The following is a 24,555-nucleotide window of genomic DNA, read 5'->3' as shown; positions in this document are numbered from 1 at the left end:
ACACCTACCTTTTAAACTTACACATCCATGATGCTGTACATCAAACTTTTTATGCAAAATAGATGCCAGCGTCTCTAATACGAATGTTGCGTGCGTTTCCATGACTTCCTCTCTCTATTTTAGCAAAAAATCTTGGCATATGCGCAGATTTTTTTTACAATCATCTTATATACAAATGTAAAGGGGCACAACAACGATGGATCAAGCAGAAGAAAAGGCATACGTTTATGAACGCGTCTTAGCAAAAGCAGATATTGGCGTCCACATCATTACAAAAGATGGTCGCACAGCCTTTTATAACGAAACGATGTCGCAAATTGAACATCTTGCGCAAGAAGAGGTCATCCAATCGAATTTGCTCGACATTTTTTCTTTTAAAGACGGACAAGAAAGTACTTTATTAAAAGCATTACATGAAGAAGAGGCAACACTGAATCGTGAGCAAACATACTACAATGCACACGGTGACCAGATCGTCGCTGTTACGCACACATTTCCCATTTATTATCATGGTGAGGTGATTGCTGCAGCTGAATTGGCGCGCAATGTCACATCAACAAAAGAGCATGTGCATACACGCGGACAAACGGGGACAGCACGCTACCAATTTGAAGATATCATTGGCACCAGTGACGTAATGAAGCAGGCTGTGCAGCGTGCAAAACAAGTGGCGCAGTCGGACTTGCCAGTGCTCATCACTGGTGAAACCGGGACAGGAAAAGAGTTGTTTGCCCAAAGCATTCATGCAGCGAGCAGCCGCGCTGAAGCGCCTTTTATTGCAGAAAATTGTGCCGCGATTCCTGAGTCATTAATGGAGAGTTTATTGTTCGGTTCTAAAAAAGGGGCCTTCACCGGGGCCACAGATCGACCGGGTTTACTGGAGCAAGTAAAATACGGAACGTTGTTGCTTGACGAACTTCAGTCATTAAATCCAATGCTGCAAGCAAAGCTGTTACGTGCCATTCAAGAACGCGTTTTTCGGCGTGTTGGCGATACAGTTGAGCGCCCATTTAACGGACGTATTTTATCAACGATGAATGAATCACCTGAACACGCAATGCAGTCAGGCACATTACGTCCTGACTTATATTATCGCCTTGCTGCGATTCAATTACACATTCCACCACTAAGGGAACGCCCAGCAGACATTGAACCACTGTTGCAACACTTCATCACAAAAAACGCGCCCCACGCGACGTATGATCCGCGCTTAGTCGCGTCATTACAAGCATATCCTTTCCCGGGAAATGTCCGTGAACTTGCACATGGGGTCGAAACTGGCTTATTGTTTGCCAGAAACGCGCCACTGGCCCTCACTCATTTCCCTCCTCATATTGCACAAGGCAATCAACAAAAATCAGCAGCAACGTTAAAAGATATCGTCGCCCGTGCTGAACAGCAAGCAATCACCACCGCCCTTCGTGCACACGACGGCAATATTACAAAAGCAGCAAAGTCACTTGGGGTGAGTCGCCAAAGTTTACAATATCGGTTGAAGGAACGGCCATAAACCCCTGTAAACGGTACAACTTGCCAGGAAAACGCTTCACTTTTTTCTTGAGATTTTCACCCGCACCCCTTATAATAACAGTGATGCAAACGTTTGCACTAGAAATGGGGAGATCATTATGAAACACACATGGTGGAAAGAAGCCATTTGTTACCAAGTTTATCCGCGCAGCTTTTACGATGCAAATGGCGATGGGATTGGCGATATCCGCGGCGTCATCGAGAAGCTCGATTACTTACATTGGCTTGGCATTGATGTCATTTGGCTTAGCCCGATGTATGATTCACCTAATGATGACAACGGGTATGATATTCGTGATTATCAAGCGATTATGTCCGAGTTTGGCACAATGGCAGACTTTGATGAGTTATTAGCAGCTGTCCACGCGCGTGGCATGAAGCTCATCATCGACCTTGTCATTAATCATACATCTGATGAACACGCATGGTTTGTGGAATCACGCACATCTCGCAACAGCAACAAGCGCGACTGGTACATTTGGCGCGATGCTTTGCCAGATGGGCGCGAGCCGAACAATTGGGCTTCCATTTTCAATGGCTCCGCGTGGAAATGGGATGAAGCAACGAACCAATATTACTTACATTTATTTTCTGAGAAACAACCTGATTTAAATTGGGAAAATAAAGACGTCCGCCATGCCTTATATGACATGATGCGTTGGTGGCTTGATAAAGGGGTAGATGGCTTCCGCGTTGATGCAATTAGTCATATTAAAAAGGTGCCCGGACTCCCAGACTTACCAAATCCAAATGAAGATGACTACGTCGAATCTTTTGCTGGCCATATGAATAGACCAGGTATCCACCAATTTTTGCAAGAAATGAAGAAAGAAACGTTCGACCACTACGATATTATGACGGTTGGCGAGGCAAATGGTGTCAGCATTGATGACCCTACTGATGCTGATGCGTGGGTCGGTGAAGAGAACGGTGTCTTTCACATGGTCTTTCAATTTGAGCACTTAGGCTTGTGGGGCAAAGACGCTGAACAAAAACTAGACTTAGCCGCGTTAAAAACCGCCCTCTCAAAATGGCAAACTGGCTTAGAAGGTACTGGTTGGAATGCGTTATTTTTAGAAAATCATGATCAACCACGCAGCGTTTCTACTTGGGGAAATGACACAACGTACTGGCAAGAAAGCGCGAAGGCACTCGGGACTTTATTCTTTTTTATGCAAGGCACACCATTCATTTATCAAGGCCAAGAGATCGGCATGACCAATGTTCGCTTCCCATCAATTGATGATTATGATGATGTATCGATGCGCAATTTTTACCGGATTGAACGGGAAAAAGGCCGTAGTCACGATGAGATCATGGCTATTATTTGGACGCAAGGGCGCGACAATGCCCGGACGCCGATGCAATGGTCAGCAGAAACGCAAGGCGGATTCTCAACTTCGGAAACAACCTGGCTTGGGGTAAACGATAACTTCAAACAGATCAACGTTGTCCAGCAACAAAACGATGCGCACTCCATTTTACATTACTATAAACAAATGATTTCTTTGCGGAAACAAGAAAGAGCCCTCACGTATGGGGCATATACACTCGTTGCCAAAGAGCATCCTGACGTGTTTGCCTACGAGCGGACATATGAAGGGACAACTTGGACGGTCGTGGTAAACATGGGTGCCCGAGACACCGACTTTTCACTCGATAAAGAAGCCATTTGTCGGTTACACAATTACGAGACCTGCCCAGAAAACGGCCAGCTTCGTCCTTATGAAGCGCGCGTCTACCAATCTAAAAAATAACCATAAGCCGATCACTTTCATTGTGGTCGGCTTAATTAGGCGCATCCTCACCAATCGTAATCACTTCTGTTTCTAAGTCAACCGCAAACTTTTCTTTCACCGTTTGTTGTACGTGTCGAACCAAATTCATGTAATCCGTTGCGGTTGCACGGTCAACATTGACGATAAACCCTGCATGCTTCGTAGACACTTCTGCTCCGCCGATGCGCGTGCCTTGCAAGCCACTGTCTTGAATCAATTTCCCTGCAAACATACCAGGCGGGCGCTTAAAGACACTGCCACATGATGGATACTCAAGCGGTTGCTTCGTTTCCCGGGCAATAGTCAATTCGTCCATTTTCTTCTGGATCGCCTCTACATCACCATGCGCAAGTGAAAATGTCGCTTCAAGGGCAATATAATGCTTTTCTGAGAAAACGCTTTTTCGGTAAGCAAACGCAAACTCATCTCGGTAAAGCATCTTCTCCTCGCCCGTCGGTGTGAGCACACGCACACTTTGCAGGACGTCAGAAATTTGCCCACCGTATGCACCTGCATTCATATATAACGCGCCGCCAACGGTTCCGGGAATGCCGCACGCGAATTCAAGTCCCGAAAGAGACGCATCTCGTGCAGTGCGTGATGCAGCGATAATCATTGCGCCTGCTTGCGCAACCATGTCTGTTCCTGACACGGTCATCTGGTTAAAGTTTTTCAAGCTCAGTGTAATGCCCCGAATGCCACCATCTTTGACAATGACATTTGAACCTTTGCCGAGCAATGTCACTGGTACACCATACTTTGCAGCAAATTGCAAAATGCGCTGCGCTTCATCATACGTCTGTGGCGTCAAAAATAAGTCAGCTGCACCACCCATTTGTGTGTACGTATGTTTATATAAGTATTCATCAACATGTATCGTCTCTTCCGGCAACGTCGCAAGTAACGGCCGACAAATATCAATGTATGTGTCCATTCGTCATCTTCCTCTATGCTTATTTATCCATGAGGGTTGTCACGCATGTTCCTTTATTCTTTCACCTATAATGTAGCCTATGCATGGCACATATTTTCGTGCGATAAAATCAAGTCACTCGTGTGCGCCAAAATGACATACCCATGTCCCATTATGCATGATTCCTTCCAAAAAAGACAGGAGAAAGGATGTTCTTGCGGTACGAATGTTGCCATGCGGTGTGCTGCACATTCATCTGCCGTTGCTAGTTGTCCCTTTGTCCGTTAATATAGAAGGACGAGATCCGTCATTCGCAAGAGGAGGAATAATCATGACGACAACGGACGAACAGTACATGCAACTAGCACTCACTAACGCTCGCGCTGCAAAAGGACAAACCGCCCCTAACCCACTCGTTGGTGCCGTCATCGTCAACCATAACGAAATCGTCGGGATTGGTGCCCACTTAAAGGCAGGGGAAGCACACGCTGAAATTCATGCACTCCGCATGGCCGGCGAGAAAGCACGTGGCAGCACTGTTTATGTCACGCTTGAACCATGCGCCCATACAGGCAAAACAGGACCGTGTGCACAAGCATTAATTGATGCGAACGTGAAAAAGGTTTTTGTTGCGACACGTGATCCAAACCGCCTTGTCGCCGGGAAAGGCATTCACATGCTCGAACAAGCGGGAATCGAAGTCAACGTTGGTTTATGTGAACAAGAAGCACAACAATTAAATGAAGTGTTTAACTATGCCATTGTTAAGCACATGCCTTTTGTCACATTAAAAGCAGCCATGACACTAGATGGAAAAATTTCCGCCTATACAGCAGATAGTCAATGGATCACTTCTGAGGCTGCACGAAAAGACGTTCACCACTTACGCCATGAACATCAAGCGATTGCCGTCGGGGTCGGAACCGTTTTAAAAGACAATCCCTCCTTAACAGCACGCATTGAAAACGGACGACACCCGCTGCGCATCATCGTTGACTCACGGTTGCGCACACCGCTTGATGCCCATGTCGTCTGCGACGGTACTGCAGAGACATGGATCTTTACTGCAAGCGAATGTGATCACAAAAAAAAATTAGCATTGGCTGCTAAGAAAGGTGTCCGCATTTTCCATACCACTGGAGGCTCCGAAGTAAACTTGCGCGACATGCTGCATACATTATATGAATCAGGTATCACATCGCTATTGCTAGAAGCAGGGGGGACATTGAACGCTGCCTTTTTAAATGATTCTCTCGTCCAAAAACTGATTGTCTATGTCGCGCCAAAATTGATTGGCGGTAAGAACGCACCGACTTTTTTTGAAGGCGCGGGACTTTCTGCAATGAGTAATGCTCATGCACTAGACATGACCGCTTTCGAACAAATTGGTCCCGACTTAAAGATTACGTGCTATCCTACATGAGCATTTAAAGTAAGAGCATGAAAAAGGACGCTACAAGAGCGCCCTTTTTTTGATGATGCTTATGACTTTTTAAAGAACGAGATGGTTACACCAAGAACGAGTCCAACCGCCGCGGGGAGGAGCCAGGCTAGACCTTGGTCCATAAGTGGCAAAGTCATCATTTTACCCAGCACATCCCAATCCTTATTGAACGCCATTAGTCCAGCATTAAAACTAACAATCGCCGTAAACAAGACGGTGAACTGATAAATGGCGCGCCGCTTCCCAATGAGCTTGTCAAAGAAGGCAAGGAAGATGAGGACAATAATAATTGGATAAATAAACTGTAAAACAGGAATAGAAAAGCGAATCAATTGATCCAATCCAACATTGGCGATAATCGCACTAAACAACACAAACACAAACACAAACACTTTATACGAAATACCAGGGAAGTATTTCCGGAAATACATTGAGCAAGCAGACGCGAGACCCGCTGCAGTTGGGATGCAGGCAAACAAAATTGTGAGTCCTAAAATGACATTACCTGTTAAACCAAAATATTCTCGCGCTACAGCAACTAGTAAGGAGGCACCATTACTTTCAAAGTCACCGACTGCAGAAGTGCTCACCGCCCCTAGATAACCTAATCCAGCGTAAATAAGCGCGAGCGGGATCGCTGCTACGAGACCTGCTTTCCATGCCACTTTACGCACATGTAACGGATTTGATACACCTCGGTCTTTAATTGCCTTCACAATGATAATCCCAAAAACAAACGAAGCAATGGTATCCATTGTTAAATACCCTTCTGTAAATCCTTTAAATAACGGGTAGGACGCATAGGCATCCTTTGGCGCTTGGAACGTTCCAAGTGGACCTGTCATCACAGATACAAGCAAAATACCGATCACTGTAAATAACAATGGTGTCAAAATCTTTCCGATTCGATCGACAAATTTCCCCGGACGCAGCGCCAGCACATACACAATCGTAAAATAAATGATTGTAAATAAAAATAACGGCCAACTTTGTATACCGAAAGCCTCTAGAAATGCCGGACTACTTTGATTTACGCCAAACTGCTCCAGAAAAGGTACAACCCCAATTTCATAAGCGACATTCCCTGTCCGCGGCATTGCAAAAAACGGTCCAATCGTCAAAAATGTCAGACTAGTAAATGCGATAGAAAATCTGATGCCTACACGTTTGCTCAACCCTTCTGCATCGTCACTCCCTAAATAAGTAATGGCCAGCACCCCAAGAATAGGCAAGCTCACACCAGAAATAAGAAAACCGACAATGGCCGACCATGCATTCATGCCTGCATCTTGTCCAAGTACAGGAGGGAAAATTAAGTTTCCAGCACCAAAAAATAAAGAAAATAGCATGAGACCAATAAAAATGGTTTCTTTGTTTGAAATTTTCGTTCCTGTATTCATCAAAAACAGCCCTTCCTTTTAGAAATATCATTAAATTAACACCATGTAAATATAAGGTAATTTAACTAATAGATTTTTCAAATTGTAGCACATCTTTTTTTCGCTGTCCATACCTATGAACATTTTTTCTCATTTCAAGCAAAATCATTTTAAAGACAAAAAACTCCCAAAAAATGACTGCGTAAAAAAACACTTTCCACAAAAAACACCACAATCAACAAAAAATATGTAAAAAATAAAAGCTAAATTTCCCTTTATATCAATGGTTTCATCCTACTACACAAAAAATATTTATTAAGTTTTTATTTTTTATAGTGAAATCCATATATTTATATATTATAATAACGTTATCAAGACCCCATGTCTTGGTAACGCCTTCCATCTACTGACAATCGGTGAGACAAGGAGGAAATCGTATGAATCACATGTCGGATCGGCGTGCCTTTAGCAGTAAAACATCCATTTATTTAACTAGGGGGAAATACTTATGACGACAGCAGCATATGAAACACCGGTAGTTGATTTGCACTCTTATGAAGTAACAGAAGACTTTGCCTGGTTCTCTGTCTTTGTTGTTGTTCTTATCGCACTAGGCGCAACAATCCTTCTAGGCGCAGGCATTTGGTGTCTTGTGAACGGAAACGGCTCTTTCACTGGCGGGCTCGAGTGGGAAGGCGGCCTCCGCGTTGCTTTGGAATGTAAATAGAATTTGAATATTTTAGACATATCGGGGCGGGGGCTACTCCGTTCCAATGTCTTCATCACCTTACATACATAAAGGAGGGTTCTCAATGCTTCATGTACAAGCAATTAAAAAAGTTTATGACAAGCATATCGCAGTTCATGACGTGAGCTTTCACATCGGACAAGGAGAAGTTGTTGGGCTTGTCGGTCCGAATGGGAGCGGGAAAACGACGACCATTAATGCCATTTTAAATGTCATTAACTTAACTGACGGTGCTGTACATATGGGAGACTTTCCATGCACGAGCAAATCATTCAAGAAGCAAGTCTCTTATGTTCCTGATGACCTCCTCCTTCCCCATGTGCTTACAGGGAAAGAATATATTGAGTTCGTCGCTGCAATGTATGAACTCGACATTGCCAACAATGAACGCTTGGCCTCTTTAATTGACATCTTTGATATGAAAGAAGCATTAAAGAAACCAATCGAGGCGTATTCCCACGGCATGAAGAAGAAAATCCAACTCATTTCCGCAGTCATGCTTGACACAAAACTACTTGTCTTAGATGAACCATTCCGTGGGCTTGATATTGAAGCAAGTATTATTACAAAAAAATTAATTAAAAATTTCACCAGACAAAACTGCTCGTTGCTGCTTTCAACACATGATTTGCTTACCGCTGAAGCACTTTGCGATCGGATTGTCATTCTTTCTAAAGGAAAAAAGGTCGCTGAAGGGTCCCCAGAAGAATTGAAACAGACGTACGGCGCAACCGATTTAGAGGAAGTGTTCTTAATTGCATCTGGACTCAAAAGCAGGAGTGATCGGTATGAAAAAATCATTCAAAATATGTAAGATTGTACTCAAAATGTGGCTAAAAGAGTTCGCCAAAGTCATTAACTCCTATCAAAAACTCATTTTGCTTGTCTTTTTCTTAGGATCGATCCTGTTTGTTGGTGCTTATGGTAGTTATCAATTGACCAGCCCGATTATGGAAACCTTTTTACAAGGAAATCATGAATCGCTGACGTTACTTGTGTTTGCGGCACTCATGAATACATCGGTCATCTCTGTGGCACTTTATATTGCTTTTAAAACGATCACACCAGAACAAGACCGCTTATCGACACAATTAAACTGGTTCCCGCTCTCGAAGTTTGATATTCAAGTAGGGTACTACTTGCCTTTCGTCGCGATGATTACATTCACCACACTACTATTTACATCGATTATGATGTTGCCATCGTTGCTTGTACACGGCATCGACATTGGTTTTATTGGTTGGTTATATGCGGTCATTTTGTTGCAAACATTGATGATTGTTTCTTTGGCGCATGCCACTTATACCATCCTCTATGTCTCGATGAAAAAAGTTGGTTTGCCGTTGCCGAAGTCGTTGTCATTGTTTGCGCTCACGGCCATTTGTGTCATACTCGGTTTGTCTTTATTCGATCTAAACGAAATTACGACAGCAGCAACAAATTTTGACTATAAACTTTTTTATTTGCTTGCGCCACTATTTTTGGTCGTGTTTGATCTGATGGTGACGAGCCCATCCATGATTTTTGCAGTGACAGGTGTCCTTTTGTTGGCAGTGGCAATCCCTTTTATTACGATGTTGCTGCCATACAACCAACCAGAGAAACGACAAGTCACCCTCCTTTCTAGTGTAGAAGGACCGAAAAACAAATATTTAGCTCTGATGATGAAAGAACTGAAAACGGCGATCCGACACGAAGAAACGATCTCCACATTTGTGATGATCGTGACACTCCTTCTCATCGCTGTCATTTCTTTCGAATTCACGCCAACGGTTTACGCGATTTTACCATATTTCCTTGCTGCCCTTGCTTCACTGCATGCACTGCAATCGTATGGCAATGATGTGCACATGTTCCCGCTCTATCGCTTTTATGCACTCGAGACGCGAGTGGTATTTGGGGCAAAGCTTTCCGCGCTTGTCGCAGTTGCATTATTTCAGCTCATCGTCTTTTTCTTATTTATCGTCAGTCCGTATCTCACCGTCAACATGTTACTCATTTGTGTTGCTGTGTTATTGACGGCGAGTTTGATACTTTATGCCATCGGCTCAATTATTCCGATTAATAAAGACAACCCCTTGACAGGGGTGTTCTCGTTTGCAAGTTTGTTGGTGTTCGTGATCCCAATGTTCTTTATTATTAATACCTTTTTTCCCAACTTATCGCTTGGCGTTAAAATAGGGATCATCATCGTATTTGAAAGCATCCTGCTTTATCTCGCTTTCTATGTGACGAAATGGAGACTACATTATGTTTAACTACATTCCTGTCATTCCTCATAGCGTGGAGGTTCATACAGACTGCATTGAAGATAAGCAGACAACACAGTCATTTCCACTTAACGCAACGGCAAGAACGATGTTAACTGTCATTGACGGTAAAAAAAACATCGCGATGATTATTGAAGCACTTAACGACATTTTCCCTGTGAGTAAGGAGCAATTACAAACAGATTTCATTCAATTATGTCGCTCCTTGAACGAAAAACATTTGCTAAATTTTCGTGTCACTTCTTCTAATAAAGTGATCTCAGTCTTACGATATTACGCACAGCAATACCACCCTCGTTTCCATGAGCGAACAGATATTTCCGAAAAAAACTTTTTGCCGATTTTCATGCACTTGTTCGTCCTGTTATTTAAAAAGTTGTCGCTCTTTTGGTGCTTTATCACCCTCATGTTTGCTGGGGCTGCAGTTATTTTTCAAACACCACAATTGCTTCTGTACGTTTATTACTTTTCAGTGCTTCACATCGTCGTCGTTGTCAGCTTCGCTCTCCATGAAGCCCTTCATACGTATCTCGGCAGAAAAATTGCCGGCACACCTTTTGGTTTTATCGCCAATGATTGGCTTTCAATCAAATTTGTCCGTCCTGCCTCTAGTCAAAAGATGCCGCGGATGTGGCTGGCGACATTACTCGGTCCACTCATCCCTGGCACGATCGGGCTCATCGGGCTGATTACCTTAGTAAGCACCACTTCAACACCACCTATTGTTGGCGTGTTCAGTTGCATCTTATTTTCACTTCATTTACTTTATCTTAATCCATTCTTTGGCGACGGACGCACCTTAGTTCAACAACTTTTACTTAGGAGGCTTTCATTATGATGAAAAAACCATTGCGAGCAGCACTAACAGCCGGTGCCTTTAGTTCACTTATTATCATTCCATTCGTAACCGTCATGTTCACACTCTATTACATGTTTTCAGGAACAGCAAAAAGTTTTTTGTTCAATACTGTGACAATTGATGCTGATGCAGACGCGGGGCGCTTATCTTTTGAAATTAGCCAAAACTACTTTTATCTGCTCATCGCAACCTTTTTCATCGTATTTGCCGTTATGTGGCTCTTCACCTCTTGGCGGACAAAAAGAGCAGAAGCTATCAGTAAGTAAATGTAAAAGGTCAACCGAAGCACAAATGATGTGCCCCGGTTGACCTTTTTTATGCGCGGAATGTTTTTCCTAGCGATTGTTCAGCTAAACCAAAATAGTGACGGAAGTTGTAAATGAGTGGGCTCCATTTACTCGGATCGACATGGTGCTCATCTAGCACAATATCTTTACGTGCGTGTACACAAACGACTTCCGTTTCAACAATTGCAAAAAATGAAGCATACTCTGGCTCACGAATGTGATGTACTTTCGCTTCAAGTTGCAGTGGACATTCAGCTAGCCGGGAAGGTGCGACATCATGCGCACCCACTGCTGTTAAGCCACTCGCTTCATGCTTGTCCTTTTTGTATGTAAATCCAAGTTCATGCTTCCAGTCCGGTACTGGGTCTGTCCCAGTATAAGAAGCGATCCGCTCAACATGCTTCCATAATGCCGGGCTTGGTACGTTGATGACACATTCGGGATGACGTTTTAAGTTTTCAATGGCTTTTCCGCCTAAACCTATACCAAGTGTTACAAAAGAACCAAGTGCCCACGAAGAAGACATCGGGCTAATATTGACGGTGCCATCTTCGTTTAACGTATTTAATAGAATGACTGGTGTACCATAATACAAGATTTTCGGTTCGATCACTGTTGTTTCCATTATTGTTCTCTCCTTGTTGGTGTTTATGAACCTCAAAAAAGAAAGCGTATACATACGTTTTTATGCTACATAACTACTAGTTGAACAAGCTAGATGAGGCGTAACGTCACCTCCTGATAGAAGGGAGGTGATACGCATGACGACGTTCGAAACAATGATGCTTATGCTGCAAACAGCGATTGTTGTTGTCTTGATCCTGTCGTTCCGCGATAAAGAAGAAAAATAAGCCCTCGAGCCGCTCAAGTTCGTCGGGCTTATTTTTCAGTTCCAACGTGACGTTAGCGCCACTAGCATTCAACCATGCCGGTGGATCTATGATCTGCCGGTCTTTTTTAGCTTATGTCTTTATACCAATATTATACACTGAAAAAAGGAAACGAATCAAGGGGCATATTGACTAGAAGCACCAGCAACATAAGGGTATTTACCAAAAGTGTGAGCACCTAATCTTTTCCAACAAAAACAACCTCCCCACCACAAAGGTGAGAAGGCTTGGAAACATTGCTGTATTAACGTTTTGAGAACTGAGGTGCACGACGTGCTGCTTTCAAACCGTATTTCTTACGTTCTTTCATACGTGCATCACGTGTAAGGAAACCAGCAGATTTCAATGATGGACGGTTTTCTGGATCAACTTGTAATAGCGCACGCGCTACACCGTGGCGAATTGCGCCCGCTTGTCCAGTGAAGCCACCACCGTTTACATTTACATGTACGTCATATTGTCCAGTCACACCTGTTTCTACAAGTGGTTGCTTGACAATGAGTTTCAATGTTTCTAGACCGAAATATTCATCAAGGTCACGACCGTTTACAGTGATTGCACCGTCGCCAGGAACGAGGCGTACACGGGCAACTGAATGTTTACGGCGACCTGTACCATAATATTGTACTTGAGCCAAAGTCATTACCTCCTAACAGATTAACCGCGAAGCTCGTATGCTTCTGGTTTTTGTGCATGATGATTGTGTTCAGGGCCTGCGAATACGTGCAATTTCATGCCTTGTTTGCGACCAAGTGTGTTCTTTGGTAACATCCCTTTAATCGCTAACTCTAGCATACGCTCGGGCTTGTTTGCGCGCATATCTTGTGCCGTCGTTTGCTTTAAGCCACCTGGGTGGTTTGTGTGACGGTAGTAGATTTTGTCTTGTAGTTTCTTTCCTGTCAAGTGAATCTTGCTTGCATTCACGATGATCACATGATCGCCTGTATCAACATGCGGCGTGAACGTTGGTTTATATTTTCCACGTAAGATGGACGCAACTTCTGATGCAAGACGACCAAGTGTTTGACCTTCTGCATCAATTACATACCATTTACGCTCAACTTCATTGGACTTTGCCATATAGGTTGTACGCATTGATGATCCTCCTTCATATTAAACAGCTTCCTATTGTTCTTTTTATTCATGCAGACGCACATCAAATCCGGTGAGACTGGCTGATCTACTGAGGATATGTGCATGCTTCTATGCATATTCATTCCGTAACCCGGGGCAGTGGGTCTTTAGAATTACCATCTAACATCATACAATATATAGCGGGTGATGTCAACTACTTTTCCCTTCATGGAACCGCCATTTCCTCAGCAATACAGATGTCAATCCAGTTCAATCATTAAAATATGGATCATCATTTACGCACCGTCGCCTTCCCTACTTCTTCCTGCAACGCACCGACAATGTTGTAAATGCGCTTTACTTGTTGTTTAAATCGCTGTTCATTTCGTTGCTCCGAATAAAAAACAATGGCCAACATGACCGCCGTATCCAACCGGTACAATAATGCACGTACCGTTTTAAATGCCGCTTTTTCAAATGGCAACGCAAGATCAAAGTCCCCATACTCCATCATTCTGCAAAACTCTAACAAAGGTGGCCCAATTAACGCATTACTCCAATCAAGGAAAAAGAGCTCTCCATCTTGACTTTCTAAGAAATTTTGTGGGCGCACGTCCATGTGAAGCAAACAATATTGTTCATGTTCCTGTCCCGGAACCAAAAAGGGGCGGACTTGGTCTAAAGAGAAAGGGAGTGATACAAAGCTTTCAATCACTGTTAACCGCCGCGAAAGACGCGCTACGATCACTTCATTAACATCATTATAGTCTTCCATGCCTCGCAATAGGAACGTTGGCAATGGCATAGCGTGCACAGACGCGAGTACATTTGCGACTTCCTTGTTACTGAGCGGTTTTGCTGGGTACAAACGATCCATTACCAATAGAGGCTCTCTGCTCGTCTCGATAAACGCCAATCGTTTAGGACTATGCGTAAATCCATTTTTCTGCAAATGCTTAAGTAATGCATATTCTTGCGCAAGAATTTCTCTACTCTCATGTATGAGATCGTTACCATTATTGATGTGTGCCTCTCTCGTTTGTTTGATTGCTACTTGCTCATTCGTGACATGGTCGAAACCTTCATACACAATTGATTCAAGTCCTTCACCAATTTTTGTTGTTGCAACGATGCGACGTTCTTGAAGCATTTTATTTAACATAAAAAGTTTATCCTTGTCGGTCATTGTAACACCTCTTTTGGAGATTTCGCACATCATAAAGCATCAAGTTTCTACCTCACCACTTGATGCTTCCCTTTTAACATCCTTCCCGCCTATCAAACGTAAAAAGTGACTCCTCATAATCCACCTGCCATAAATACAACCCATGCGCCGGTGCGGTCTTCCCTGCTTGCTCGCGGTCTTCTGCCACAATAATCTGCTTTAAATCATCAGCATGACGCTTTCCTACCCCTACTTCTAGCAGTGTTCCTACAATAATTCGAACCATATTATACAAAAAACCGTCCCCACGAGCAATAAACACAAGCTCATCCCCTTGCGGCTGCACACAAGCGTGCGTAATCGTCCGTACTTTGTGGCTAATGTTCGTATTCGCAGCGCAAAATGACGAAAAGTCGTGTGTCCCGAGTAAATGTCGCGCCGCCGTTTGCATCGCTGGCACATCAAGCCGTTCTCGAATGTGTACAGCTTGATGGCGCCTAAAAATATTCGGACGTGCCCCGCACATCACCATATAGCGATATTCCTTGGCAACCGTATCATAACGGGCGTGAAATGTGTCTGGTACGGTCTTTACTTCTTCTACTTGAATATCTGCTGGCAACTTTGGATTGAGCGCATACGGCCATTTTTCATCTGGGAGTGCGAGCGGTGTATCAAAATGAATCACTTGACCATAGGCGTGCACACCGGCATCGGTGCGTCCTGAGGCAACGACAGGGATGTGCATCCCTTTATGGACCTCCGTTAGCGCTTGTTCAAGCGCAGCTTGAATTGTCCGTTTTTGCGGCTGTACTTGATAACCCGCATAGTTCGTGCCTTCGTAACTAATTTTACATGCGCGTCTTCCCATGTCTTTCTCCCCTTTAACTTTACAGCGATATCATCACGACGATGAGCACAAATGATAGTAGCAACGTCAATGTATCACGCTTTGTCCACTTCATTTTTTTCCACATCGTTCGGTGCTTCCCCGGAACATACCCACGTGCTTCCATTGCTTGCGCCAATTCTTCTGCTCGTTTCAATGAACGGACCATCAATGGAACCAATAAAAAACTGATTGTGCGTACACGTCTCCTTAATGGCTGATCACGAATGACAACCCCTCTTGCTGTTTGCGCGCGCACCATTTTCTCTAGTTCTTCTGCCAGTGTCGGTAAAAAACGGATCGCGACTGACATCACAAGTGCGAGTTCACTTACCGGCACCCGCGCCTTTTTCAGTGGCATGCATAAGCGCTCAAACGCCGACGTCAATTGCAGTGGCAAGGTTGTCACCGTTAGGAGTGTTGCGGCAATGAATAATAATAACGTGCGCCAAACGACACGGAGTCCGCCAAAAACACCTTCTTTATACAACGGAAATGAAAATATGGTCACCAGCTCCTCACCTGTACGCACGAAAACCACTTGCATCATAAAGAAGATGAACAAGAATATACCTAATAACTTGAACGTTTTCATTAAAATACGCCAAGACACACCGCTGAGATGCCAGCCCAGCGCGACCGCAATCGTTGCCACTATAAACGCAAGGGCACCATTTATAGCGAATAACGCAAGTGAAAACAGAAACGCGCTCAATAACTTTACCCGGGCATCAAGTGTATGTACGAAAGAGTCACCTGGTATATAGCGCCCAAGTAACATTGTATGTGCCTTCATGTTGTTGGTCCTCCCACCTTCTCTAGCCACGCTGCAAGTGCTGCCGCATCTTTTAAAAATGGGTATGGTTGTGACAGCGCCATATTTTTCGCAAAACGCATCGCTTCTGGCTGCGAAAGATGCGCCCGGACACAAATTTCTTCTGACTGGAAAATACGTGCAGGTGTGTCCACGGTCAACACACGACCGTCATGCATAACAACACATACATCAGCAAAGCGGGCAACGTCATTCATGTCATGCGTCACAAGCCACGTTGTCAGTCCGTTGTCACGATGATACGTCATAAGCATTTGCATAAATTGTGCTTTTGATAATGGATCAAGCCCCGCTCCAGGCTCGTCCAAAACGAGCATTTGTGGCTTTTGTGCGAGCACAGATGCCAGCGCCACCCGCCGTTGCTCGCCCCCAGATAAGTGGAACGGAGAGCATGTCTTAAGTGACTGCGCTACACCCATGATGTCCATCGCATCATCTACGTACCGCCTGACCGTTTGCTCATCAAAACCAAAATGGCGCGGACCAAACGCAATTTCTGCTTCAACCTTTTCCGCAAATAATTGGTTTTCGGGATATTGAAAGACAAAACCGACTTTCTGCCTTAACGGAAATAACTCATGGGCGCGCTTAGCATATGAAAGGTCATATTCACCCACACGAATCTTACCTACATTTGGCGTAAGCAGCCCGTTTAAATGTTGAATCAGCGTCGATTTCCCTGAACCTGTTTGACCAATGACCGCAACAAAAGCGCGCGAAGGAATTGTAAAAGACACATCGACTAACCCTGGAATAGGCTGTCGACCAGTTTCTACCTCATAATTGTACGTTACATTTTCAAATAATACGTCCATAGCGCTTCAATCAACGCCTCCTCGCGATCACAGTGCGGTAGATGCACGCCACGCTGCTTCAGTTGTTCCTGTAGTTCATAAACAAATGGGCGCGTCACTTGCAATGTTTGGACGAGCTGACGGTTAGAAAATAGCGCATCCGGTGTCCCGTCATAGACCACTTGTCCATCATTAAAACCGAGAATACGATCTGCACGTTGCATTTCTTGCACATCATGCGTTACAGAAATGATTGTCATCCCTTTTGCATGCAACTGATCTATGCACGCGTTTACTTGCGCTTTCCCTTCTGGGTCGAGCATTGAAGTCACTTCATCCAGCACAACAACCTCTGGAGACAGTGCAACAACACCGGCAAGCGCGACACGTTGTTTTTGTCCGCCGGACAACTGATGTACACTTCGTTTTAGCAATGGTTCGATCCCAAACTGCCGCGCAACTTGTTGCAAGCGTTCCGCTATTTGTTCCGCTGGCCATTCGGCATTTTCTAGCCCAAACACAATATCATCTTCCACAATGCTTGTCACCAACTGATGGTCAGGATTTTGGAAAACAAAACCGACCTTGCTCCGAATGAATGCGCATCCTTCCTTACATTTCGTGTCTAATCCGTCCACCATCACTACACCGCTTGTCGGGATAAGCAGTCCATTAAGCAAGCGGGCAAAAGTTGACTTCCCTGAACCATTGCCACCAACAATCGCCACTCGTTCTCCTTGCGCAATTTTCACATAGACATCTGTCAATACGTGTTTTGTTGTATCAGGATACTGGAACGCATCACAGTGCACGGTAAGGTACATTTCCTTCCCCTCTTTCGCGTACAAAAAAAGGGCATAGAGAATTAAACCTCCTGCCCTTCCTATCACTGTCAAAACGCACGACTCACCTTGCGTTTTTGCGCAAGGTGGCTGCATTTAAACGTGCACATTAAACAAATTCAATAATTGCCATCGGTGCGCCATCTCCACGACGAGGACCGACTTTCAAAATACGTGTATAGCCACCTTGACGCTCACTAAAGCGTGGTGCAATGTCAGCAAACAGCTTTTGAATCGCATCTTGCTCTTCATTTGCCATCTCTTTACGAACAAATGCAGCCGCTTGACGACGCGCATGCAAATCGCCACGCTTACCTAGTGTGACCATTTTCTCAACGATCGGACGCAATTCTTTCGCTTTCGCTTCTGTTGTTTCAATGCGCTCATTAATGATTAGATCTGTCACTAAGTCGCGAAACAACGCCTTACGCTGTGAACTTGTCCGACCTAACTTTGAGTATGCCATGCTCATTCCCTCCTTTAAAACCTGCTATTCTTCATTCCGTAGCCCAAGTGTAAGCTCAGCCAACTTTTCTTGTACTTCTTCTAAAGACTTCCGTCCTAAGTTCCGTACTTTCATCATGTCTTCTTCTGTTTTATGCGTCAGCTCTTGTACTGTATTAATCCCCGCTCGCTTCAAACAGTTATAAGAACGAACAGAAAGGTCAAGTTCCTCAATCGTCATTTCTAGCACTTTTTCCTTCTGATCTTCTTCTTTTTCAATCATGATTTCTGCTTTTTGAGCTTGATCCGTGAGACCTACGAAAATATTTAAATGCTCCGTTAAAATCTTCGCACCAAGGGCCACTGCATCCTCAGGACGCGTGCTCCCATCAGTCCATACATCAAGGGTTAGTTTATCGTAATTCGTGACTTGCCCAACACGTGTATTCTCAACTTGATAGTTTACACGTGATACAGGGGTGAAAATCGAATCAACAGGTAATGTACCAATGGATTGATCGTCACTTTTGTTCGCATCAGCGAGTACGTAACCACGGCCACTTTTCGCTGTTAAACGCATGCGAAGTGATGCCCCTTTTGTCAGTGTCGCAATGTGCAGGTCAGGATTTAAAACTTCAACATCACTGTCATGAGTTAAATCGCCTGCTTTTACAACCCCTTCTCCTTGAACATCGACTTCTAGCGTCTTCACATCATCCGAATAAATCTTCAAGGCTAGCTTTTTCAAATTCAAAATAATTGTTGTCACATCTTCCACAACGCCTTCAACTGTTGAAAACTCGTGTAGGACACCATCAATTTGAACATTGGAAACAGCAGCCCCCGGAAGAGAGGATAAGAGAATACGGCGCAACGAGTTTCCAAGTGTCGTTCCATAACCACGCTCTAGTGGCTCAACAACAAACTTACCATATGTGGCATCTTCACTCACTTCGACCGTCTCAATATTCGGCTTTTCAATTTCAATCATTAAACAAACCCTCCTTCAAAACGTCGAACTCCGGAAAACGCAAGGATTGCTCAGAAGGCATTTTTTACCTCCCGATGAGCAAACCCGTCAGTCTTACCTTCATTGTCAAATAGATGTCGTCTCATCCATTATAGACACTAGCAGGAAATCTATACAATGATTGATTATTACACTCTACGACGTTTCGGTGGACGGCAACCATTATGAGGTACAGGTGTCACATCTTTGATCATATTCACTTCAAGACCTACAGCTTGTAATGAACGGATCGCTGCTTCTCGACCAGCACCAGGCCCTTTTACAGACACTTCTACTGTTTTCATGCCATGTTCCATTGCAACTTTCGCGGCAGATTCTGCTGCCATTTGCGCTGCATATGGCGTCGATTTACGAGAACCTTTAAATCCAAGTGCTCCTGCGCTTGCCCATGAAATCGCGTTCCCGTGTGGATCTGTGATCGTCACAATCGTATTGTTAAAAGTGGAGCGGATATGCGCAACACCTGAATCAATATTTTTACGTTGACGACGCTTTGGACGAGTATTCGTTTTCTTAGCCATGGTTTAACAAACCTCCCTTACTATTTTTTCTTATTCGCGATTGTCCGCTTAGGACCCTTCCGCGTACGCGCATTGTTTTTAGAATTTTGACCACGAACCGGTAAGCCGCGACGATGGCGAATCCCACGATAACAACCAATCTCAATCAAACGCTTAATGTTTAAAGACGTTTCCCGACGAAGATCACCTTCTACTTTATGTGCTTCAATCGCTTCACGAATACGTCCTAGCTCTTGCTCTGTTAAATCTCGAACGCGCGTGCTTTGATCAACGCCAGCTTGATCAAGAATTTGCGCTGCTGTCGATTTGCCAATTCCATATACGTATGTGAGTGAAATAATGACGCGCTTATCACGCGGAATATCCACACCTGCAACACGTGCCATACATAGCACCTCCTTTAATTATTAGCCTTGTTTTTGTTTATGCTTTGGGTTATCACAAATGACCATAACATGACCATTGCGACGAATCACCTTGCATTTATCACAAATCTTTTTCACAGATGGTCTTACCTTCATAGTACAAACCTCCTCATATACGGAGTGTGGATTTATTTATAACGGTACGTAATTCGTCCGCGCGTCAAGTCATAAGGAGAAAGTTCGACCGTCACTTTATCACCCGGTAAAATCCGGATAAAGTGCATGCGAATTTTTCCAGATACATGCGCCAGAATTTTATGACCGTTTTCAAGCTCAACCCGAAACATTGCGTTTGGCAATGGTTCAATGACGGTTCCTTCCACTTCAATCACATCTTCTTTTGCCATGAATGGGTATCCTCCCTTCGAGTAAGATGCTAGCAAACCTAAAGGTCTCTTCGAAGCTTATTTGAGACTGTTTACTCATCGCTGCGTCAAGATTTCATATCCTGTCTCTGTGATCGCAATCGTATGCTCAAAGTGAGCACAGTTTTTTCCATCTACAGTCACAACGGTCCACTGATCCGCAAGTGTTTTCACATAGCGACTGCCTGCATTAATCATTGGCTCAATTGCTAACACCATGCCAGGCTTTAAGACGGGGCCTTTCCCTGGTGGTCCATAGTGAGGAATTTGTGGGTCTTCATGCAAGTTTTGCCCAACCCCATGTCCTACATACTCTCTCACAACCGAGTAACCAAGTGGCTCAACATACGATTGGATCGCATGTGAAATGTCAGAAAGACGATTGTCCGGTCGCGCTTGTTCAAGTCCTTTAAACAGCGCTTCTTCTGTCGCTAGGAGCAATCGTTTGTCTTCTTCACGAATTTCACCGACAGCATATGTCCATGCTGAGTCTCCATGATAGCCGCGGTAACAAGCACCAATATCCAGGCTAATAACATCGCCATCCTTTAGCACGCGACGTCCAGGAATGCCATGCACCAACTCTTCATTGACTGACGCACAAACGCTGCCTGTAAAACCACCGTATCCTAGAAAAGAAGGTACCGCATCGTGCGAACGAATAAACGCTTCGGCCATTGCATCTAACTCACCGGTTGTCATCCCAGGATGAATGTGTGGCTTGAGATGTGCATGCGTCAAAGCAACAATACGTCCTGCTTCACGCATAATTTCAAGCTCACGTGCTGTCTTAATCACAATCATGAACGCTGCTCCAAAAAGAGTGCTTCAATATCGCGAGAGACTGCCTCAATGTCCTGATCACCATCGATGTTTTTCAGATAGCCTTTCGCAGTGTAGAAATCAATCAAAGGCTGCGTTTGTTTTTTATTCACTTCAAGACGTTTCTTGACCGTTTCCGGTTTGTCATCGTCTCGTTGAATTAAGTCACTACCGTCAATATCGCATTTACCCGGTACTTTCGGTGGGTTATACGTGAGGTGATACGCTTTGCCTGATGTCGGTGAAACCCAACGTCCTGACAAACGCTCGATTAACACTTTCTCTGGCACATCAATGTTAATGACGTAGTCAAGCGTACGCCCAATCTTCTCAAGTAGTTCCTCAAGTGCCTCAGCTTGTCGCGTTGTACGCGGAAATCCATCTAGCAGAAATCCGTCCGTACAATCAGCTTGCATGAGTCGTTCACGCACAATCCCTATTGTTACTTCATCTGGAACGAGCTCACCTGCATTCATGTACGATTGCGCTTTTAAACCAAGCTCCGTTTCATTTTTAATCGCCGTCCGAAACATATCGCCCGTAGAAATATGCGGGATTCCGTGACGTGCAGTAATTTGCTCTGCCTGTGTCCCTTTTCCAGCACCTGGCAAGCCCATGAGTATTAAATTCATTGACATCCCCTTCCAGAGTACAGATCACAGTCGCCAGAAGCCAGGTTTGCGGCATCACTCATGCAACATTCTAAGACATGACTTCTGACTTTCAGAAAAGTACCTGTAACGTTTTACTTCATAAAGCCTTTATACGACCGTTTAATAAGCTGTCCCTCAATTTGTTTCATTGTATCTAATGCTACACCAACAATGATTAACAATCCAGTCCCGCCAATTTGAACTGCAGAAGGCAAATTCATTACGGCAATAAACACGACTGGGATTGTAGCAATTGTCGCAAGGAACAACGCACCTACAAACGTGAGTCGGTATAAAATTTTCGTTATAAAAGTTTGTGTCGCTTGACCAGGACGAATGCCAGGAATGTATCCACCTTGCTTTTGTAAGTTCTCTGCCATTTTTTCCGGATTCACTTGCACAAATGTATAGAAATACGTGAAAGCGATGATGAGTGCAACAAACACAGTACCGCCAATCCATTTACCTGGCTCAAAATTGGCTATGATCCACTTTGCAATATCATTTTCTTGCCCCACAAACGATGCAATCGTTGATGGAAAGTAAAATAGCGCTGAAGCAAAGATGACTGGAATCACGCCGGCTGCATTTACTTTAATCGGTAAATGCGTCGATTGACCGCCCATCGTTTGTCGGTTAGCCACTCGCTTCGCATATTGCACCGGAATTTTCCGTAATGCCTGCTGCACATAAATGACCCCGATGATAATGAGCAATACGACCAGCGCCAATAACGCGACGGTGACGACACGCAAGAACAATTGATCACCAGCGCCTTCAAGTTGCGATACGTATAGCTGCTTCAACATACCCGGTACGCCAGCTGCAATCCCTGCAAAAATGAGCAAAGAAATCCCATTGCCGACACCATACGCAGTAATTTGCTCACCTAACCACATGAGAAATGCAGTCCCAGCTGTTAAAACAAGCGCAATTGTCAAGAACGTCGTGACATTTGTGTTTAACAAAAGTGGTTCTCCCGTCGAGTTAGCCGACGACATCGTATTAAATCCGATAGACATCGCAATTGCTTGAATAAAACCTAAAACGATCGTTCCATATCGTGTGACCTGTGTGAGCTTTTTCCGGCCAGCTTCACCTTGCTTTGCCCATTCCGCAAACTTCGGTACAACATCCAGTTGTAATAACTGAACGACGATCGATGCTGTGATATAAGGCATGATCCCCATCGCGAAAATCGAGAAGTTACTCAAGGCACCCCCGCCAAATGAGTCAAGAAAGCCAAACGCTGTGGCTCCTTTAAACATTTCGTCTAACGCAGCACTATTGGTGCCTGGGACTGGAATAAATGACCCAATTCGAAACACGACAAGCATCATAAGCGTAAAGATGATTTTGCGACGTAAATCTTTTACACGGAAGATGTTGGAGATCGCCTTGAACATTAAACCACCTCTGTTGTTCCGCCAGCTGCTTCAATTGCTTTGACTGCAGAGGCAGAGAACTTGTGTGCTTTGACAGTTAAGTTCTTGTCTAAACTTCCATTACCAAGAATTTTAATGCCGTGTTTCACGTTTTTAACAACCTTCGTTTCAACCAAAAGTTCCGGTGATACGACTGTACCTGCTTCAAAACGATTCAACGTATCGACGTTTACGACGGTATACTCTTTACGATGAATATTTGTGAAACCACGTTTTGGTAAACGACGGTAAAGTGGGTTTTGTCCACCTTCGAACCCTGGACGAACGCCACCACCTGAACGGGCATTTTGACCTTTATGTCCCTTACCGGAAGTTTTACCGTTACCAGAACCAATTCCGCGCCCTACACGCTTGCGGACTTTACGTGAACCTTCTGCTGGTTTTAACTCGTGAAGTTTCATGCTTCCTACACCTCCTCGTTACTTTAAAATCTCTATTTACGCATCCAACTCGTTGACTGTTACAAGGTGATTTACTTTGTTCACCATGCCACGAATCGCTGCGTTATCATCTTGTATAACGGTTTGGTGCATCTTGCGCAAACCGAGTGTATTCACTGTCACGCGCTGATCGCTCGGACGACCAATCAAACTACGTGTAAGGGTGATTTCTAATTTCTTCGCCATCATAATCCCTCCCTTATCCTAACAGTTCTTCTACGGATTTACCACGTAGTTTCGCTACTTCTTCTGCTCGCTTCATACTTGTCAAGCCAGCAATCGTCGCGCGAACCATATTAATTGGGTTATTTGAACCAAGTGATTTTGAAAGAATATCACCCACACCAGCAAGATCAAGTACTGCACGCACTGGTCCACCAGCAATAACACCCGTACCTTCAGAAGCTGGCTTAAGTAATACGCGACCAGCACCGAAATGACCAACCGTTTCATGCGGGATTGTCGTATTCACAATCGGCACTGTGATCAAGTTCTTTTTTGCATCTTCTACTGCTTTACGAATCGCTTCTGGCACTTCTTGGGCTTTGCCCATTCCGAAACCAACGTGTCCGTTTTTATCCCCTACAACAACGAGTGCAGCGAAACGGAAGCGGCGCCCCCCTTTAACGACCTTTGCAACCCGGTTAATGGCAACCACTTTTTCTTCAAGTTCCAATGTGTTTGGATCGATAGAACGCATAAAAGTTTCCCTC

The 24,555-nt window shown here is 44.3% G+C and carries 30 protein-coding genes; 8 read left to right on the top strand and 22 right to left on the bottom strand.

Annotated features, from left to right (window positions below; all coding sequences use genetic code 11):
* Positions 1-196: 196 nt before the first annotated feature.
* On the top strand, positions 197-1,510 hold the full coding sequence (locus BLT29_RS10490) for a sigma-54 interaction domain-containing protein (RefSeq protein WP_090776277.1): 1,314 nt from the start codon (positions 197-199) through the stop codon (positions 1,508-1,510).
* A gap of 118 nt (positions 1,511-1,628) precedes the next feature.
* The gene (locus BLT29_RS10485; RefSeq protein ID WP_090776276.1) at positions 1,629-3,287 is read left to right on the top strand and encodes a glycoside hydrolase family 13 protein; all 1,659 of its coding nucleotides are present in this window, start codon (positions 1,629-1,631) and stop codon (positions 3,285-3,287) included.
* A gap of 31 nt (positions 3,288-3,318) precedes the next feature.
* Here BLT29_RS10485 and murB read toward each other — a convergent pair whose 3' ends face one another.
* Positions 3,319-4,242, bottom strand: coding sequence for a UDP-N-acetylmuramate dehydrogenase (gene murB, locus BLT29_RS10480; protein ID WP_090776275.1), 924 nt, complete (start codon positions 4,240-4,242; stop codon positions 3,319-3,321).
* Between the two features lie 310 nt (positions 4,243-4,552).
* Here murB and ribD point away from each other — a divergent pair, with 310 nt between their 5' ends.
* Positions 4,553-5,644, top strand: coding sequence for a bifunctional diaminohydroxyphosphoribosylaminopyrimidine deaminase/5-amino-6-(5-phosphoribosylamino)uracil reductase RibD (gene ribD / locus BLT29_RS10475; protein ID WP_245701225.1), 1,092 nt, complete (start codon positions 4,553-4,555; stop codon positions 5,642-5,644).
* 59 nt (positions 5,645-5,703) lie between these two features.
* Here ribD and brnQ read toward each other — a convergent pair whose 3' ends face one another.
* Positions 5,704-7,065 (bottom strand): branched-chain amino acid transport system II carrier protein, encoded by a 1,362-nt coding sequence (brnQ, locus tag BLT29_RS10470; RefSeq protein WP_090776274.1) that lies wholly within the window; start codon positions 7,063-7,065, stop codon positions 5,704-5,706.
* 487 nt (positions 7,066-7,552) lie between these two features.
* Between brnQ and BLT29_RS10465 the strand changes: the two genes are divergently transcribed.
* The 5 genes from BLT29_RS10465 to BLT29_RS10445 all read left to right on the top strand — a co-directional run bounded on the left by BLT29_RS10465 (position 7,553) and on the right by BLT29_RS10445 (position 11,187).
* On the top strand, positions 7,553-7,771 hold the full coding sequence (locus BLT29_RS10465) for a hypothetical protein (protein WP_090776273.1): 219 nt from the start codon (positions 7,553-7,555) through the stop codon (positions 7,769-7,771).
* A gap of 85 nt (positions 7,772-7,856) precedes the next feature.
* Complete coding sequence (locus BLT29_RS10460) at positions 7,857-8,606, top strand: ABC transporter ATP-binding protein (protein WP_090776272.1); 750 nt, start codon at positions 7,857-7,859, stop codon at positions 8,604-8,606.
* A complete protein-coding gene (locus BLT29_RS10455) occupies positions 8,581-10,050 on the top strand; it encodes a hypothetical protein (protein WP_090776271.1) in 1,470 nt (489 codons plus the stop codon). Before BLT29_RS10460 ends, BLT29_RS10455 begins: the two co-directional genes overlap by 26 nt.
* On the top strand, positions 10,043-10,900 hold the full coding sequence (locus tag BLT29_RS10450) for a PqqD family protein (RefSeq protein WP_090776270.1): 858 nt from the start codon (positions 10,043-10,045) through the stop codon (positions 10,898-10,900). The genes BLT29_RS10455 and BLT29_RS10450 overlap by 8 nt, the downstream gene beginning before the upstream one ends.
* Positions 10,897-11,187, top strand: coding sequence for a hypothetical protein (locus BLT29_RS10445; protein ID WP_090776269.1), 291 nt, complete (start codon positions 10,897-10,899; stop codon positions 11,185-11,187). The genes BLT29_RS10450 and BLT29_RS10445 overlap by 4 nt, the downstream gene beginning before the upstream one ends.
* Positions 11,188-11,236: 49 nt before the next feature.
* Here BLT29_RS10445 and BLT29_RS10440 read toward each other — a convergent pair whose 3' ends face one another.
* The 20 genes from BLT29_RS10440 to rpsE all read right to left on the bottom strand — a co-directional run bounded on the left by BLT29_RS10440 (position 11,237) and on the right by rpsE (position 24,542).
* The gene (locus tag BLT29_RS10440) at positions 11,237-11,833 is read right to left on the bottom strand and encodes a flavin reductase family protein (RefSeq protein ID WP_090776268.1); all 597 of its coding nucleotides are present in this window, start codon (positions 11,831-11,833) and stop codon (positions 11,237-11,239) included.
* Between the two features lie 509 nt (positions 11,834-12,342).
* On the bottom strand, positions 12,343-12,735 hold the full coding sequence (gene rpsI / locus BLT29_RS10435; protein ID WP_090776267.1) for a 30S ribosomal protein S9: 393 nt from the start codon (positions 12,733-12,735) through the stop codon (positions 12,343-12,345).
* Positions 12,736-12,755: 20 nt separating this feature from the next.
* Positions 12,756-13,193 (bottom strand): 50S ribosomal protein L13, encoded by a 438-nt coding sequence (rplM, locus tag BLT29_RS10430; protein WP_090776266.1) that lies wholly within the window; start codon positions 13,191-13,193, stop codon positions 12,756-12,758.
* Between the two features lie 271 nt (positions 13,194-13,464).
* Positions 13,465-14,358 (bottom strand): phosphotransferase family protein, encoded by an 894-nt coding sequence (locus BLT29_RS10425; RefSeq protein ID WP_176763891.1) that lies wholly within the window; start codon positions 14,356-14,358, stop codon positions 13,465-13,467.
* A gap of 73 nt (positions 14,359-14,431) precedes the next feature.
* A complete protein-coding gene (truA, locus tag BLT29_RS10420) occupies positions 14,432-15,208 on the bottom strand; it encodes a tRNA pseudouridine(38-40) synthase TruA (RefSeq protein WP_090776264.1) in 777 nt (258 codons plus the stop codon).
* Positions 15,209-15,227: 19 nt separating this feature from the next.
* Positions 15,228-16,022 carry an energy-coupling factor transporter transmembrane component T family protein gene (locus tag BLT29_RS10415; RefSeq protein ID WP_090776263.1) on the bottom strand — a complete coding sequence of 265 codons (795 nt, stop codon included), beginning with the start codon at positions 16,020-16,022 and terminating at the stop codon, positions 15,228-15,230.
* The gene (locus BLT29_RS10410; RefSeq protein WP_090776262.1) at positions 16,019-16,876 is read right to left on the bottom strand and encodes an ATP-binding cassette domain-containing protein; all 858 of its coding nucleotides are present in this window, start codon (positions 16,874-16,876) and stop codon (positions 16,019-16,021) included. Before BLT29_RS10410 ends, BLT29_RS10415 begins: the two co-directional genes overlap by 4 nt.
* Positions 16,852-17,679: an energy-coupling factor transporter ATPase gene (locus BLT29_RS10405; protein ID WP_176763890.1), complete on the bottom strand. Its 828-nt coding sequence runs from the start codon at positions 17,677-17,679 to the stop codon at positions 16,852-16,854. The genes BLT29_RS10410 and BLT29_RS10405 overlap by 25 nt, the downstream gene beginning before the upstream one ends.
* A gap of 127 nt (positions 17,680-17,806) precedes the next feature.
* Entirely contained in the window at positions 17,807-18,163 is a 357-nt protein-coding gene (gene rplQ, locus BLT29_RS10400) for a 50S ribosomal protein L17 (protein WP_090776260.1), read from the bottom strand.
* Between the two features lie 24 nt (positions 18,164-18,187).
* Positions 18,188-19,132, bottom strand: coding sequence for a DNA-directed RNA polymerase subunit alpha (locus tag BLT29_RS10395; protein WP_090776259.1), 945 nt, complete (start codon positions 19,130-19,132; stop codon positions 18,188-18,190).
* 167 nt (positions 19,133-19,299) lie between these two features.
* Complete coding sequence (gene rpsK / locus BLT29_RS10390) at positions 19,300-19,692, bottom strand: 30S ribosomal protein S11 (protein ID WP_090776258.1); 393 nt, start codon at positions 19,690-19,692, stop codon at positions 19,300-19,302.
* A 20-nt stretch (positions 19,693-19,712) separates the two neighbouring features.
* Positions 19,713-20,078, bottom strand: a complete 366-nt coding sequence (gene rpsM / locus BLT29_RS10385; protein WP_090776257.1) for a 30S ribosomal protein S13 — start codon at positions 20,076-20,078, stop codon at positions 19,713-19,715.
* Positions 20,079-20,099: 21 nt separating this feature from the next.
* Entirely contained in the window at positions 20,100-20,213 is a 114-nt protein-coding gene (gene rpmJ, locus BLT29_RS10380) for a 50S ribosomal protein L36 (protein WP_090776256.1), read from the bottom strand.
* 32 nt (positions 20,214-20,245) lie between these two features.
* Positions 20,246-20,464, bottom strand: a complete 219-nt coding sequence (infA, locus tag BLT29_RS10375; RefSeq protein WP_010896341.1) for a translation initiation factor IF-1 — start codon at positions 20,462-20,464, stop codon at positions 20,246-20,248.
* 75 nt (positions 20,465-20,539) lie between these two features.
* Complete coding sequence (map, locus tag BLT29_RS10370; RefSeq protein ID WP_090776255.1) at positions 20,540-21,286, bottom strand: type I methionyl aminopeptidase; 747 nt, start codon at positions 21,284-21,286, stop codon at positions 20,540-20,542.
* On the bottom strand, positions 21,283-21,936 hold the full coding sequence (locus tag BLT29_RS10365) for an adenylate kinase (protein WP_090776254.1): 654 nt from the start codon (positions 21,934-21,936) through the stop codon (positions 21,283-21,285). The genes map and BLT29_RS10365 overlap by 4 nt, the downstream gene beginning before the upstream one ends.
* A 113-nt stretch (positions 21,937-22,049) precedes the next feature.
* Positions 22,050-23,363 carry a preprotein translocase subunit SecY gene (gene secY, locus BLT29_RS10360; RefSeq protein ID WP_090776253.1) on the bottom strand — a complete coding sequence of 438 codons (1,314 nt, stop codon included), beginning with the start codon at positions 23,361-23,363 and terminating at the stop codon, positions 22,050-22,052.
* Positions 23,363-23,803 (bottom strand): 50S ribosomal protein L15, encoded by a 441-nt coding sequence (rplO, locus tag BLT29_RS10355; RefSeq protein ID WP_090776252.1) that lies wholly within the window; start codon positions 23,801-23,803, stop codon positions 23,363-23,365. The genes secY and rplO overlap by 1 nt, the downstream gene beginning before the upstream one ends.
* Before the next feature lie 36 nt (positions 23,804-23,839).
* Positions 23,840-24,028 carry a 50S ribosomal protein L30 gene (gene rpmD, locus BLT29_RS10350; protein ID WP_090776251.1) on the bottom strand — a complete coding sequence of 63 codons (189 nt, stop codon included), beginning with the start codon at positions 24,026-24,028 and terminating at the stop codon, positions 23,840-23,842.
* Between the two features lie 13 nt (positions 24,029-24,041).
* A complete protein-coding gene (gene rpsE, locus BLT29_RS10345; RefSeq protein ID WP_090776250.1) occupies positions 24,042-24,542 on the bottom strand; it encodes a 30S ribosomal protein S5 in 501 nt (166 codons plus the stop codon).
* Between the last annotated feature and the right edge of the window lie 13 nt (positions 24,543-24,555).

This window comes from Shouchella lonarensis (assembly GCF_900096965.1).
GTDB lineage: Bacteria > Bacillota > Bacilli > Bacillales > Bacillaceae_D > Shouchella > Shouchella lonarensis.
The sequence above is the reverse complement of the archived record's forward strand: the minus strand, read 5'-3'. Positions and strand labels throughout refer to the sequence as shown.